The organism is Rhodococcus huquni (assembly GCF_055231055.1).
Map to the genome: position 1 here is coordinate 86215 of NZ_JBUYWE010000004.1, position 13451 is coordinate 99665.

Genomic DNA, 13451 nt, shown 5'->3' on the forward strand with positions numbered 1-13451 from the left:
CATAGACGGCGACGAAGATGGACGGTTGCCCCCACCGGGGCAGCCTCCGACCGGAGTAGCGAGGAGCCACCGATGCACCCTGATGCCGACGCCCGCGTGCGTGAACTGCTCGGCGAATACGACACCCCCGACGCCTGCACGGCCGATCTGCTGTGCGACCGGCACCCTGCCGATGCGGTCGCGTTCACGGTCGTGGACGGAGATCTCTCCCACGTCGACCTGACCTACGGGCAGTTGCGGGAACAGTCGACGCGCTTTGCTGCTGCGCTCGCGGACCTGGGTGTGAACGCCGGGGACCACGTGGCGACCTTGATGGGTAAGTCAGCCGACCTGGTGGTGGCGCTCTTGGGGATCTGGCGTCGCGGTGCCGTGCACGTGCCGCTGTTCACGGCGTTCGCCGCACCTGCCATCGCATTCCGCCTGGAGGCGAGCGGGGCGAAGGTAGTGGTCGCCGACGCCGACCAGACCTCGAAGCTCGCGCCGGGCGAGGACATGCCGTCCGAACCGTCGTGGCGGCTCGTCGTTGCCGGTCCTGCGACGGACGGTGCGGACTCCTTCCGTGAACTCGTGGACTCGCATTCGGCGGAAGATCCGAACGGTGCGGCCGCCGTGGTCGGCGGCGACGGGCCGATGGTGCAGCTCTTCACGAGCGGGACGACGGGTACGCCCAAGGGCGTTCCTGTTCCGGTCCGCGCGCTGGCCTCGTTCCACGCCTACCAGGAGTTCGGGCTCGACGTCCGACCCGACGACGTGTTCTGGAATGCCGCCGATCCGGGCTGGGCTTACGGGCTCTACTACGCATTGCTGGGCCCGATGGCGGCCGGCACTCGGAGCCTGCTCCTGCATTCGGGCTTCTCCGCGCCACTCACCTGGCAGATCATCGAAAAGTTCGGAGTCACCAACTTCGCGGCGGCACCGACCGTGTACCGAAGCTTGCGAGCAGACGAGACGCCCGTGCCCGAGGGGTTGTCACTGCGGCGTGCCTCGTCGGCAGGCGAGCCGCTCACCCCGGACGTGGTCGCCTGGTCGAAGTCGACGTTGGGCGTCGAGGTGCGCGATCACTACGGGCAGACCGAGCACGGCATGTTCATCGTCAACGGGTGGGCCGACGGGGTCAGGGCGGACGTGCGTCCGGGCTCGATGGGCCTGCCCTTGCCCGGCTGGGAATGCACGATCCTGCTCGACGACAAGGACGAACCGGCACCCGCGCTGACACAGGGGCGCGTGGCGATCGATGTCGAACGCAGCCCGCTGCTGTGGTTCACGGGGTACGTCGACGCACCGGAGAAGACTGCCGGACGGTATGCCGGGGATGGGCGCTGGTATGTCACCGGTGACGCAGGCATGTTCGACGAGGACGGCTTCTATTTCTTCTCCGCCCGCGACGACGACGTGATCATCATGGCCGGTTACCGGATCGGTCCTTTCGACGTCGAGAGTGTCCTGGTGATGCACGAGCAGGTGGTGGAGGCTGCCGTCGTGGGTATGCCGGACGAACTGCGTGGTGAGGTGCTGGAGGCATTCGTGGTCCTGCGTGACGGAGTCGACGGCGACGATGCGCTCGAGACCGAACTGCAGCAGCTGGTGAAGGCCAAGTTCGCTGCGCATGCGTACCCGCGAACGGTCCACTTCGTGCCCTCGCTGCCGAAGACGCCGAGCGGCAAGGTGCAGCGCTACATCCTGAGGAAGGGGGAGCCCAGGTAATCTGGCGGGCATGTCTGTGCGTACCGAACTTCGTCCTGGAACCGTCTCGCCCGTACTGAGTGTGCCCGCCGGCATCGAGCGGCCCGAGTACGCGTGGAAGCCCACCGCGAACGAGGGCAACGAGCCGTGGGTCCAGACTCCCGAGACGATCGAGGCGATGCGGACCGCAAGCAAGATCGCCGCGAGGGCACTTCAAGAGGCAGGCAAGGCTGTTGCGCCAGGCGTGACGACCGACGAACTCGACCGGATCGCCCACGAGTACATGTGCGACCACGGTGCGTACCCGTCGACTCTGGGTTACCGAGGATTTCAGAAGTCCTGCTGCACTTCGCTCAACGAGGTGATCTGCCACGGCATCCCGGATTCGACGGTGATCCAGGACGGCGACATCGTCAACATCGACGTCACGGCCTACATCGGTGGAGTGCACGGCGATACCAACGCCACGTTCCTCGCCGGCGACGTGTCCGAAGAGCATCGCCTGCTCGTGGAGCGCACCCACGAGGCGACGATGCGCGCGATCAAGGCGGTCAAGCCGGGCCGCGCACTCAACATCATCGGCCGGGTCATCGAGTCGTACGCCCACCGGTTCGGGTACGGCGTCGTGGAGGATTTCACCGGACACGGCATCGGTGAGACCTTCCACAACGGACTCGTGATCCTGCATTACGACCAGCCGAACGTGGACACGATCATCGAACCCGGCATGGTGTTCACCATCGAGCCGATGATCAACCTCGGTGGTATCGAATACGACATCTGGGACGACGGCTGGACCGTGGTGACCAAGGACCGCAAGTGGACCGCCCAGTTCGAGCACACACTGGTGGTCACCGAGTCGGGTGCCGAGATCCTGACCCTGCCGTGACCTCCGGCGCCCGGCGCGGAATCGGCGGCGCACTTCTCGTCGCGGGTACGACGTCCGACGCAGGGAAGAGCGTGCTGGTTGCGGGACTTTGTCGTCTGCTCGCTCGTCGCGGCTTCTCTGTTGCGCCGTTCAAGGCGCAGAACATGTCGAACAACTCGGTGGTCACGCTCGACGGCGGCGAGATCGGCAGAGCGCAGGCACTACAAGCTCAGGCCTGCGGATTGGAGCCGAGTACCCGCTTCAACCCGATTCTGCTGAAGCCGGGTAGCGATCGACGATCGCAACTGGTCGTTCGGGGTCGAGCTGTCACCACACTCGGCGCCGCCGACTACATGAAGCAGCGCGACCACCTGCGCGGAGTGGTCGCGGAAGACCTCGCGTCTTTGCGGGCCGAGTTCGACTACGTCGTCTGCGAGGGCGCAGGTTCACCTGCCGAGATCAACCTTCGCGCAACCGACTTGGCGAACATGGGTCTTGCTCGTGCAGCGAACCTGCCCGTCATCGTGGTGGGGGATATCGACCGCGGCGGTGTACTGGCCCACCTGTTCGGAACGTTGGCCGTGCTGTCGCCCGAGGATCAGGCTCTGATTTCCGGGTTCGTGATCAACAAGTTCCGTGGCGATCCGAAGCTCCTGGAGCCCGGCCTCGAACAGCTACGCACTCTCACCGGCAGGCCGACGTTGGGCGTCGTCCCCTTCGCGAACGATTTGTGGATCGATGCCGAGGATTCCCTCGGAGTGGTTGCCGACGCTCCGGTGGGCCGGCCGGCGCCGCCGATCGGTGACGAGTGGCTGCGCGTGGCCGCCGTGAGACTGCCTCGCATCTCCAACTCCACCGATGTCGAGGCACTGGCCTGTGAGCCGGGCGTCTCGGTGCAGTGGGTGACGGAACCATCTCGTCTCGCCGACGCTGACTTGGTGGTTCTGCCGGGGAGCAAGTCGACGGTCAGCGACCTCGAGTGGTTGCGTCGCAGCGGTATTGCAGATGCGATCGTTGCCAGGGCGGCGGCCGGTCGGCCGATTCTCGGGATCTGTGGCGGCTATCAGATGTTGGGGTCCGTGATCGACGACGACGTCGAATCGGGGGAGGGGCACACGCGGGGCCTCGGTCTCCTGGACCTCGAAGTCGAGTTCGCGACGGACAAGATCCTGGCGCAGGTGCGCGGCGATGCTCACGGTGTTCCGGTGTCCGGATACGAAATTCATCACGGCCGGGTACGTCGAAACGGCGATCCGCCACTGCTGCACACGCACGACGGCGCCGCGGAAGGAAGTATCCGCGGCGCCGTGTACGGGACTCACTGGCACGGCCTGCTCGAGTCCGACCGATTCAGACGGATTCTGTTGACAGACGTCGCCGATCATGCGGGCCGGTACGGGTTCGTGGTTGCACCCGACACCGACGTCTCCGAAATGCGTACGGCCCAGATCGATCTGCTGGCCGACTTGGTCGAGAAGCACCTCGACGTCGATGCGATTCTGGGCCTCCTCGACGAGGGCGCCCCGTCGGGACTACCCACGGCCGGGACGAACCTGTCCGGTGGCCGTTAAGCCGTAGCGCGGCGAATCAGCTGCCAGGCACCGGCGATGAACGCCGCGGCCAGAACTGCCGGGAACAGGACCATGGGGACTACTCGGGGAACGTCGGCGAACCAGTGACCGATCTCCGGCCACCATCCCTGCCAGGTGACGACGACGGCGGCGATACCGGCGACGATCAACACTCCGGCGCCTACCGACAGCAGGCCCGTGACCCGCCACCTCCGGTGCAGCGCTCCGAACAGCAGGCCGACGCCGGCGATCAAGGCAAGAACGGCGAGATACGTGCCGAGCTGAACGAACGGATTGGACGTGAAGATGTTCGGAATTCCGAACATCACCATGTCCACACCCCATCCGTCGGTAGCAGTTTCGACTACGGACAGGAGCCACAGCATCACCCCGAAGCCCACGATCTGGGCGAGGGCGACGAGCAGTGTGGCGGCGAAGTAGTCCCGCCGAGTGACACTCAGGCCGAGGGCGAAGGGGAACGTCTGGGTCATCGCGCCGATGTAGAACGCGAGAGCCACACCGAGCAGTGCGGAAACGCTTCCCGTGAAATTGGATTCGCCGGTCTGCGCGATGGCGAAGATCGCCCAGGGGATCGCGAACGCCACGGCCAGTATTCCGATCGGCCATGCCACCAGAAGTGGCCAGGCGACGGTGTGGATGCGTGAAACGGCAAGTGCGCGGGTGATCATCGCGGGGCCTTTCCGTGCGGGGTGGTGGTGTCGACGATGAGTTGCTGGAGCGAGACGGGTTCGACGGACAGGCCGAGTGCCTTTGCGTGCGCGACGTCCTCGGAGTGCGAATCGGATCGAATCGTGACGCGAGTGTGGTTGCCCATCGACTCTCGGCGAAGTTCAGGACGGGCCCCGACGAACGGGTCGACGTCCACCGATGGGCCGGCGACGGAGATCGCAGATTCCCTGAGCTCGTCCGCGTCGGCATCGGTGACGATGCGTCCGCGATCGATGAGGATCACGTGCTCGAGCAGGTCGGCGACCTCGTCGATGAGGTGTGTCGACAGCACGACGGTCCGCGGATGCTCGGCATAGTCGGCGAGCAGTCGATCGTAGAAAAGATGTCGCGCAACAGCATCGAGACCGAGGTAGGGCTCGTCGAAGAACGTCAGCGGCGCCCTCGACGCCAGTCCGATGACGACACCAAGGGCCGAGTTCATGCCGCGGGAAAGCTTCTTCACCTTGCGATCGGTGGGTAGGTCGAAGTCGCGCAGAAGGTCCTGCGCGAACTCTTCGTCCCAATCGCGCAGGAGGTGGCGCGCGGCGGCAAGGACGTGCTTGACCTTGAAGTCCGGGGGATAGCACTGCCCTTCCCGGATGCAGGACACCTCACGTAGTACTTCGGTGTTCTCGTGCGGCGTCGCCCCGAACACCGTGACTTCTCCGGACGATTGAAACGCCTGGCCGGTGAGAATCTGCATCAGGGTCGTCTTGCCGGCGCCGTTGCGGCCGAGAAGGCCGTAGATCCGGTTGCGCTTCAGGTCCAGCGTCACGTCGTCGAGTGCGGTGAACCCGCCGAATCGCTTGGTCAGCCCCCGAGTCGAGGCGACGATATCGGTATCTGTCCCGAGCCGGTCGATCGTTGCGGCGCTCATCGCGCCCCCTCTCGTTGTTCGAGCATGGATTTGATCTCGCCGATGTCGAGGCCGAGCTTGTCTGCCTCGGCGACCATCGGGTCGATGTATTGGCGTGCGAACCGCTCGCGGCGTCGAAGTCGGAGTGCGTCGCGCGCCCCCTGGGTGACGAAGAGGCCGATGCCCCGCTTCTTGTAGAGGATGCCGTCTGCCACGAGCTGATTCAGTCCCTTCGCAGCGGTTGCCGGGTTGATTCGGTGGAAGGCCGCGAGCTCGTTCGACGAGGGCGCTTGGTCGTTTTCGGGGAGGGAGCCGTCGATGACCGAGTTCTCGACCATCTCCGCAATCTGCAGGAACAGTGGCTTGCCGTCTTCGAACACGACGTCACCTTCCCCGGTTGCGTGGTTCATTAGTCATGTAATGAACCATAGGGGTGATTCGGGTGCAGCGCAAGAGGTGGCGGATCGCGTACCGTTTCGGACCATGGAGTTGATTCACGTGGCGGTGGACGGCGGGGATGCGGCCGTCCGAGTGGACGGGCCTGCGAGCAAGCACGTGGTGCTTCTGCTGCCCGGCGAAGGGGATTCGCCCGACGTCTACGACGCGGTGTGCGAACGGCTGCACAACTCGGACCTGCGCACCGTCGTTCCAGAGGGGGACGGCTGGACGCAGGAAGCGATCCTGTCCGCGCTCGACCAGCTCGACGTGAGCTGGGTCAACCTCGTGGGTAGCGGCAAGGGTGCCGAGCTCGCGTGGGAGTTGGCGGCCCGGCACTTCGGGAGATTCGCAAGCCTGATCGTGGCCGATCGGGGCCACCCGGCCGTCGGCGGTTCCGATTGCCCGCCGGTCGAGCTTCCGACCACGATCATGGTCGGAAGCTCGGAGCGGCGAGCGGACGCCGACGCGAGCGGACGCTACGTGTACGGCGAGCTACGAGTGGTCGAGACGCCGGCCACCGACAACGTGCCCCGGGACCGGTCGGCAGAACTCGCGAGCGAGATCGTTCTCCGCACCAGCCCCTGGTGAGAACCGAGCTGTAGAGGGCTCAGATCTCGAGGCCGAGAAGTGCGTTCTCGACCACTTCCGGCAATCCTGGGTGGATCCAGTACTGACCTCTCGCCATCGTCATGGCATCGGTTCCGAGGCTCATCGCCTGGATGAGCGGCTGGATCACCGTGGGCGCCTGGGCACCGATCACGTGAGCGCCGAGGAGCCGTCCTGTCCCGCGCTCCGCGATGATCTTGCAGAAGCCCTCGTCGTCCTCCATCGCCCATCCGTAGGCGACGTCGCCGTATGCCTGCACCTTCACCGTGATGTCGAAACCCTGTTCGCGGGCTTCGCTTTCCGTCAGTCCGACGTGGGCGATCTGGGGGTTCGTGAAGACGGCGGCAGGGACGAAACGGTGGTCCGACTTGCGCAGCTCGGACGTGTCCTTCCAGGCGTCGTGAAGGAGGTTGTGTTGCACGATCCGGGCCTCGTGGTTCGCGACGTGCTTGAGCTGTTGGTGCGAGGAGACGTCACCGAGAGCGAAGATGCCTTCGGCGGTGGTGCGCTGGAACTCGTCCACGACCACGTATCCGTCGCCGTCGAGTTCGACGCCGGTCTCGGCGACATCGAGGAGATCGCCGTTGGGCTGTCGACCGGTCGCGACGAGTAGTGCGTCGGCGTCGATCGTGGTGCCGTCGGTGAGTTCGACCACGACGCCGTTCGCGGAGTCGTGCACGGACTTCAAACCACTCTCGAGACGCACGTCCCACTTTCCGAGTGCGAGATCGGTGAATCGCTGCGACACCGAGTCGTCGAGATGGCGCAACATGTGGGGGCCGCGCGCGATGATCGAGACCTTGCTGCCCAGCGATCCGAAGACGTGTGCGAACTCGGTTGCGACGAAGCCGGATCCGAGAATCACCAGGTGCTTCGGTAGCTCCGGCAGGCGCATCACGTCTTCGTTGGTGTAATAGCGCGCTCCGTTCGTCAGCACGGCGTCGGGCACTGTCGGCCGCGAGCCTGCCGCGATCACCACCTGGTCGGCCGTGATGACTTCACCGGTGCCGGTGTCGATCGTGCGCGGACCGACGAACCGTGCGTGCCCGCGATAGACGGTGATGTTGGGGCTGCCGTTGGTTCGGTAGTTGTCACCACCCTCTGCGATGGGATCGATACGGCCGAACACGCGCTTCACGACGTCCGGCCACCGAACGCCGTCGAGAGTCGCGTCGACGCCGTACTTCGCCGAATGGGTGACCGCATTGGCAACCTCTGCGGCGTACACGAACATCTTGGTGGGGATGCACCCTACGTTCAGGCACGTTCCGCCGAACGTCCCCTCTTCGAGAATCGCGATCTTCTTGTCGTCGAATCGCTCGTCCGGCAAGGAGTTTCCGGAACCGGTGCCGATGATTGCGAAATCGTAGTGCGTCATGCGTTCGTCTCCTGATGTCCGTGCAGCCAGTCGAGCCAGAGGTCGACCTCGGAGAAAGCCTGTGCGAGGGGTTCTTTCGACGACAGGAAAACGTCGTGCCGTGCGCCGTCGATGGGAACGATGGTGGTTCGGTCGCCGAGGCATCCTGCCCAGCGGGCGATCTGACGGACGTCGAGGACCGAGTCTGCAGTGTCGACCTTCGGGTCGTAACGCGGTGCGAAGTACGTCTTCTTCGACCGCAGAACGAGGGCCGGTACTCCGATGTCGAGTCCGCGATGCAGTTTGGCGTGCCCGCGGCGAATCGCGCGCAGCCAGCCGAACGTGACCGGAAAGCCGCTGAGTGGTTTCCAGTCGAGGTTGTAGTTCCAGATGCCGTTGCCGTCGACGTGCAGGCTGGTGCCGTACGTGTCGAGGGTGGTCTTGGGGATGACGTTCTTCGACGCCACCTTGCCCACGGCGTCGACGGCGACCGTGCCGACGCTGCGGAGATACGAGGGACCTTGCAGGTCGAACCACGGGCTGTTGAGGATCACGCCGGTGATTCCGTGTCCTGCGGTGCCGCCGGGTCGGCGCTGCAGTTTGTCGAGCCACAGCGGCAGGACCAGACCGCCCGTCGAGTGGGCCACGAGCAGAACTTCGCCGAGCTTCTCGGGTGCGGCCGTCTCTTCCCGAACGATGCGCAGGGCCTCGTTCAGTTCCGTCTCGTACATGGTGAGATCGGACACGAAGTGCGCCGTCTGACCGGGGCCCAGCGACCTTCCGCACTTGCGCAGATCCAAGGCGTAGAAGTCGTAGCCCTGCTGCGCGAAGTGTTCGGCGAGATGCTTCTGGAAGAAGTAGTCGGTGAACCCGTGAACGTAGAGAACCGCACGTCCAGTGCTCTGCCCGGACGCTGCGGGTCGGTACTTCACCAGGGTGGCCCGGACGTCGCCTTCGCCGTCCGGATCGGCCCCGAGGGGGATGGTCGTCTGCTGGTATCCGTCGCCGAGGACGTCTGGAACCCAAGTAGTCACAGATCACAATCTAATGGGCGCAACGACGGAGCGCGGAGGGGCACAATTGGGGGGAGTGAATGGGCTGCTTACACCCAGGTAGCCTGTTTCGCGGAACATTGCGAGCGGATTGCGCGCACGGCTCATGGACAGGAAGTCGATTCTCCAGTGTCAGACAAGAACGCGGTAGAGACGAAGACCGATGTAGTGCTCGTGGGCGCCGGCATCATGAGCGCGACCCTCGGTGCGATTTTGCGCCAGGTCCAGCCGGACTGGTCGATCACGCTGTTCGAGCGTCTCGACGCTGCGGCAGCCGAGAGCAGCGATCCGTGGAACAACGCAGGTACCGGCCACTCCGCCCTGTGTGAACTGAACTACACGCCGCAGAACTCGGACGGCTCGGTCGACATCGCCAAGGCGATCAACGTCAACGAGCAGTTCCAGGTGTCGCGTCAGTTCTGGTCGCACGGCGTCGAGACCGGTGTTCTGACGCAGCCGAAAGAATTCATCAACCCCATCCCGCACGTCAGCTTCGTTCACGGGGCAGACAACGCGAAGTACCTGCGTGCGCGCTACGACGCACTGGCCGGTCACCCGCTGTTCGCCGGCATGGAGTACATCGACGACGCGGACGAGTTCGCCCGCCGCCTGCCGTTGATGTCCAAGGGTCGCGACTTCTCCGATCCCATCGCCCTCAACTGGACCGAGAACGGCACCGATGTCGACTTCGGTGCGCTGTCGAAGCAACTCCTCGGCTACGTGGGGTCCTCCGGAGGCACCATCCACTTCGGTCACGAGGTGACAAACCTCACCAAGCAGTCCGACGGCTCGTGGGTCGTCAAGGTGTCGAACCGCCGCACCGGTGCGAAGAAGACCGTCCGCGCGAAGTTCGTGTTCGTCGGCGCGGGTGGCGGCGCCCTGCACCTGCTGCAGAAGTCCGGTATCGAAGAGGCCAAGGGCTTCGGTGGGTTCCCGGTCAGCGGTGCCTTCCTGCGGTGCACCGATCCCGACCTGATTCACCAGCACAACGCCAAGGTCTACGGCAAGGCTGCCGTGGGTGCGCCCCCGATGTCGGTTCCGCACCTCGACACCCGCGTCATCGGCAACAAGCCCGGCCTGATGTTCGGCCCCTACGCCGGCTGGTCGCCCAAGTTCCTGAAGGAAGGCCGCGTGACGGACCTTCCCGGTTCGGTGAAGCCCAACAACCTGCTGTCGATGCTCGGTGTGGGCGTCAGCGAGCTCGGTCTGGTGAAGTACCTGGTCAGCGAGCTGGCAAAGACAGAAGCCGGTCGCATCGACGACCTGAGTGAGTTCGTGCCGAAGGCGCTCGCGAAGGATTGGGAACTCATCACCGCAGGCCAGCGCGTCCAGGTGATTCGCCGCGCCAAGGGCAAGGGCGGGGTGCTCGAGTTCGGTACCGCCGTGGTCAGCGCCGGTGACGGCACGATCGCCGGCCTTCTCGGTGCTTCGCCAGGCGCCTCCACGGCCGTGCCGGCGATGCTCGACGTTCTCGAGCGTTGCTTCCCCGGCCAGTACGAGGCATGGAAGCCGAAGCTGCAGGAAATGATTCCTTCGCTCGGTGTGAAGCTCAGCGACGACAACGATCTGTTCCGTCAGGTGTGGGACTGGTCGTCGAAGGTTCTGCAGCTGGACTCCGCCGATATCGACGAGGTCGCAGTCTCGGCGTAGCACCGCGGGCACAGGTCGAGAGCTCGGGCTGTGTGCCATAGTTGCTCCCCATGACGGCTACTGCGGCACTGCGACGCTCCTGGGCTCTCGATCTCGACAACAAGACGCTTTACGCCTTGCTGAAGCTGCGCGTCGAGATCTTCGTCGTGGAGCAGGAGTGCCCGTACCCGGAGCTGGACGGCCGTGATCTCGAGGCCGAGACCCGTCATCTGTGGTTGGAGCAGGACGGTGAGGTCGTCTGCACGCTCCGCCTGATGGAGGAGCATCACGACGGCAACACGTCGTTCCGAATCGGTCGGCTGTGCACTGCCGAGTCCGCGCGAGGGCGCGGCCACACCACCAGGTTGCTGCGGGCGGCGCTCGCCGAAGTCGGGACGGCTCCGTGCGACCTCTCGGCGCAGAGCCACCTCGTCGAGATGTACGGCAAGCACGGATTCGTGGCCGTCGGCGAGGAATACCTCGAGGACGGCATCGCGCACACTCCGATGCGTCGGGGCGGCGGGGACGCCTTCACCGTCACACCCTGAGGGCCGCGCGGCCGCGCGGACAACTAGGGTTGTGTCGTGCGCTGCGGGAAAGTCCTGTTCGAACCAGGCGCGGTCCCGCCACTGTGACGGATCCTCCGATCCCAGCCAGGTTGCCGTGGCGTACGTACCGGCAATAGATCTCGGCGTGGATACCGAGTGGTGAAGGGAAGTCGTGTGCGTACGGAACCAGACCTCGACAGGCAGAGCGGCTTTCCGTTCAGTGCGGTGGTGGGTCAGGACCAGCTGAGACTGGCCTTGATCCTGTGTGCCGTACACCCCGGGATCGGGGGTGTCCTCGTTCGCGGCGAGAAGGGCACCGCGAAATCGACGGTGGTGCGAGCACTGACCGCCTTGCTTCCCGCCGTCCTCGTGGACGGCGAGTCGCGCCCCGCGCGTCTGGTCGAACTACCGGTCGGTGCCACCGAGGACCGGGTCGTGGGCTCGCTCGACCTCGAGAAGGTGCTGCGTGAGGGTGAACGTTCCTTCCAGCCCGGTCTACTCGCGGCCGCGCATCAGGGCGTGCTGTACGTCGACGAAGTGAACCTCCTGCACGACCACCTGGTCGACGTGTTGCTCGACGCGGCGGCGATGGGTCGAGTGCACATCGAGCGGGACGGCATCTCCCACTCGCACCCGTCGAAGTTCGTTCTCGTCGGAACGATGAACCCGGAGGAGGGCGAGCTTCGCCCGCAGCTCCTCGATAGATTCGGCCTCGCGGTCGACGTGTCGGCGTCGAGGGACGTCGACGTTCGCATGGAAGTGGTGCGCAGGCGCCTCGATTTCGAGCGGGACCCGGAGGCATTCGTCGCGGCGTACGAAGCCGCGGACGCCCAGCTGGCCGCAGAAATTCTGAGTGCGCGTGATCGTCTCGATCAGGTGTCGCTCGGCGAATCGGAACTACGCCGAATCTCTTCGCTGTGTGCGTCTTTCGATGTCGACGGTATGCGCGCGGACCTCGTGCTTGCCCGGACGGCCACCGCGCACGCAGCGTGGCGCGGCGCGGAAGAAGTGGAAGCAGAAGACGTTCGGGTCGCCGCGGAACTCACGCTGCCGCATCGGCGTCGGCGTGACCCCTTCGACGAACCCGGCCTCGACGAACAGCAACTCGACGACGCGCTGAAGCAGGCCGACGACGACGTTCGCGAACACCAGGAGCAGGACGACCCGCCCTCGGACGAGGGCCCGGAAAACGGGGAGCCACAACCGGATTCGGACCCGGGTGAGGGGCCGGACGGCCCCGATCCCGACGGCCCGGATGATCCGGACGGCCCCGGTGGTGGCGCGCCCGCGCCGCCTCCCGAGCGTCCGGCCGGCCCACCCGGCGCGAAGTTCACGACCCGGCTCCTCGAGATTCCGGGTGTGGGTGAGGGTGCGCCCGGAAAGCGCTCTCGATCGCGGTCGTCTCGAGGCCGAGCGGTGCGTTCCACGACCGAACGCGGCCACGGTTTGCACCTCGTGAGCACCCTGTTCGCCGCTGCCGAGAACCAGCACGCACGGGGACGCTCGAGCGGGCGAATGATCCTGGACTCCGCGGATCTGCGAGGTTCCGAAAAAGAGGGCAGGGAAGGCAACCTCGTCCTGTTCGTCGTCGACGCTTCGGGGTCGATGGCCGCCCGCGACCGCTTGTCCGCGGTGACGGGTGCCGCCGTGTCCCTGCTCCGGGACGCTTACCAGCGGCGCGACAAGGTTGCGGTCGTCACGGTTCGCGGCCAGGAAGCGGACCTGGTGCTGCCACCGACGTCGTCGGTCGACGTGGCCGTGCGACGCCTTTCGGCGATGCGTACCGGCGGCAAGACCCCGCTCGCCCGTGGCTTCCTTAAGGCAAGAGAAGTCGCACTCCGGGAGCGAGTCCGCGATCCTCAACGCCGAGCACTCGTCGTCGTGCTGACAGACGGACGTGCCACCGGCGGAAAGGATCCGGTCCACAGGGCGAAGGTGGCCGCCGGGCTGTTGGCCGACGCCTCGGTGGCGTCCGTCGTGGTCGACTGCGAAACCGGAATGGTGCGGCTGGGTCTCGCAGCGGAGTTGGCCCGGGAGCTGCGAGGTGGCTACGTCCGACTCTCGGAATTGTCGGCGCAACAGGTCGCGGGCGTCGTCCGCGCCGCAGCATAGGG

12 protein-coding genes are annotated in these 13451 nt (G+C 65.5%); 7 read left to right on the forward strand and 5 right to left on the reverse strand.

From position 1 onward, the window contains the following. Positions 1–72 precede the first annotated feature (72 nt). From ACZI8R_RS09640 to ACZI8R_RS09650, 3 genes are read left to right on the forward strand one after another with little or no spacing between them, the layout of a single operon-like run. Positions 73–1704: an AMP-binding protein gene (locus ACZI8R_RS09640; protein ID WP_463379377.1), complete on the forward strand. Its 1632-nt coding sequence runs from the start codon at positions 73–75 to the stop codon at positions 1702–1704. Between the two features lie 10 nt (positions 1705–1714). Next, on the forward strand, positions 1715–2572 hold the full coding sequence (map, locus tag ACZI8R_RS09645; protein WP_463379378.1) for a type I methionyl aminopeptidase: 858 nt from the start codon (positions 1715–1717) through the stop codon (positions 2570–2572). Between the two features lie 20 nt (positions 2573–2592). After that, positions 2593–4122 carry a cobyric acid synthase gene (locus ACZI8R_RS09650; protein WP_463379672.1) on the forward strand — a complete coding sequence of 510 codons (1530 nt, stop codon included), beginning with the start codon at positions 2593–2595 and terminating at the stop codon, positions 4120–4122. On the opposite strand, the gene ACZI8R_RS09655 is transcribed toward ACZI8R_RS09650, so the two are convergent. The 3 genes from ACZI8R_RS09655 to ACZI8R_RS09665 are packed head-to-tail and all read right to left on the reverse strand — an operon-like array spanning position 4119 to position 6117. Then, positions 4119–4811: an ABC transporter permease gene (locus ACZI8R_RS09655; protein ID WP_463379379.1), complete on the reverse strand. Its 693-nt coding sequence runs from the start codon at positions 4809–4811 to the stop codon at positions 4119–4121. The genes ACZI8R_RS09650 and ACZI8R_RS09655 overlap by 4 nt on opposite strands. Continuing rightward, positions 4808–5728 carry an ABC transporter ATP-binding protein gene (locus ACZI8R_RS09660; RefSeq protein WP_463379380.1) on the reverse strand — a complete coding sequence of 307 codons (921 nt, stop codon included), beginning with the start codon at positions 5726–5728 and terminating at the stop codon, positions 4808–4810. Before ACZI8R_RS09660 ends, ACZI8R_RS09655 begins: the two co-directional genes overlap by 4 nt. Beyond that, positions 5725–6117, reverse strand: coding sequence for a GntR family transcriptional regulator (locus tag ACZI8R_RS09665; RefSeq protein WP_463379381.1), 393 nt, complete (start codon positions 6115–6117; stop codon positions 5725–5727). Before ACZI8R_RS09665 ends, ACZI8R_RS09660 begins: the two co-directional genes overlap by 4 nt. A gap of 73 nt (positions 6118–6190) precedes the next feature. Here ACZI8R_RS09665 and ACZI8R_RS09670 point away from each other — a divergent pair, with 73 nt between their 5' ends. After that, positions 6191–6733: an alpha/beta fold hydrolase gene (locus ACZI8R_RS09670; protein WP_463379382.1), complete on the forward strand. Its 543-nt coding sequence runs from the start codon at positions 6191–6193 to the stop codon at positions 6731–6733. Positions 6734–6752: 19 nt separating this feature from the next. Here ACZI8R_RS09670 and mtr read toward each other — a convergent pair whose 3' ends face one another. Both mtr and ACZI8R_RS09680 read right to left on the reverse strand, forming a co-directional pair. Next, positions 6753–8129 (reverse strand): mycothione reductase, encoded by a 1377-nt coding sequence (gene mtr, locus ACZI8R_RS09675; protein ID WP_463379383.1) that lies wholly within the window; start codon positions 8127–8129, stop codon positions 6753–6755. Beyond that, complete coding sequence (locus ACZI8R_RS09680) at positions 8126–9142, reverse strand: alpha/beta hydrolase (protein WP_463379384.1); 1017 nt, start codon at positions 9140–9142, stop codon at positions 8126–8128. Before ACZI8R_RS09680 ends, mtr begins: the two co-directional genes overlap by 4 nt. Before the next feature lie 147 nt (positions 9143–9289). Between ACZI8R_RS09680 and mqo the strand changes: the two genes are divergently transcribed. The 3 genes from mqo to ACZI8R_RS09695 all read left to right on the forward strand — a co-directional run bounded on the left by mqo (position 9290) and on the right by ACZI8R_RS09695 (position 13449). Next, positions 9290–10810 (forward strand): malate dehydrogenase (quinone), encoded by a 1521-nt coding sequence (mqo, locus tag ACZI8R_RS09685; RefSeq protein WP_463379385.1) that lies wholly within the window; start codon positions 9290–9292, stop codon positions 10808–10810. A gap of 50 nt (positions 10811–10860) precedes the next feature. Beyond that, positions 10861–11337: a GNAT family N-acetyltransferase gene (locus ACZI8R_RS09690; RefSeq protein ID WP_463379386.1), complete on the forward strand. Its 477-nt coding sequence runs from the start codon at positions 10861–10863 to the stop codon at positions 11335–11337. A gap of 159 nt (positions 11338–11496) precedes the next feature. Next, positions 11497–13449, forward strand: a complete 1953-nt coding sequence (locus ACZI8R_RS09695) for a magnesium chelatase subunit D family protein (RefSeq protein WP_463379387.1) — start codon at positions 11497–11499, stop codon at positions 13447–13449. Positions 13450–13451: the final 2 nt, after the last annotated feature.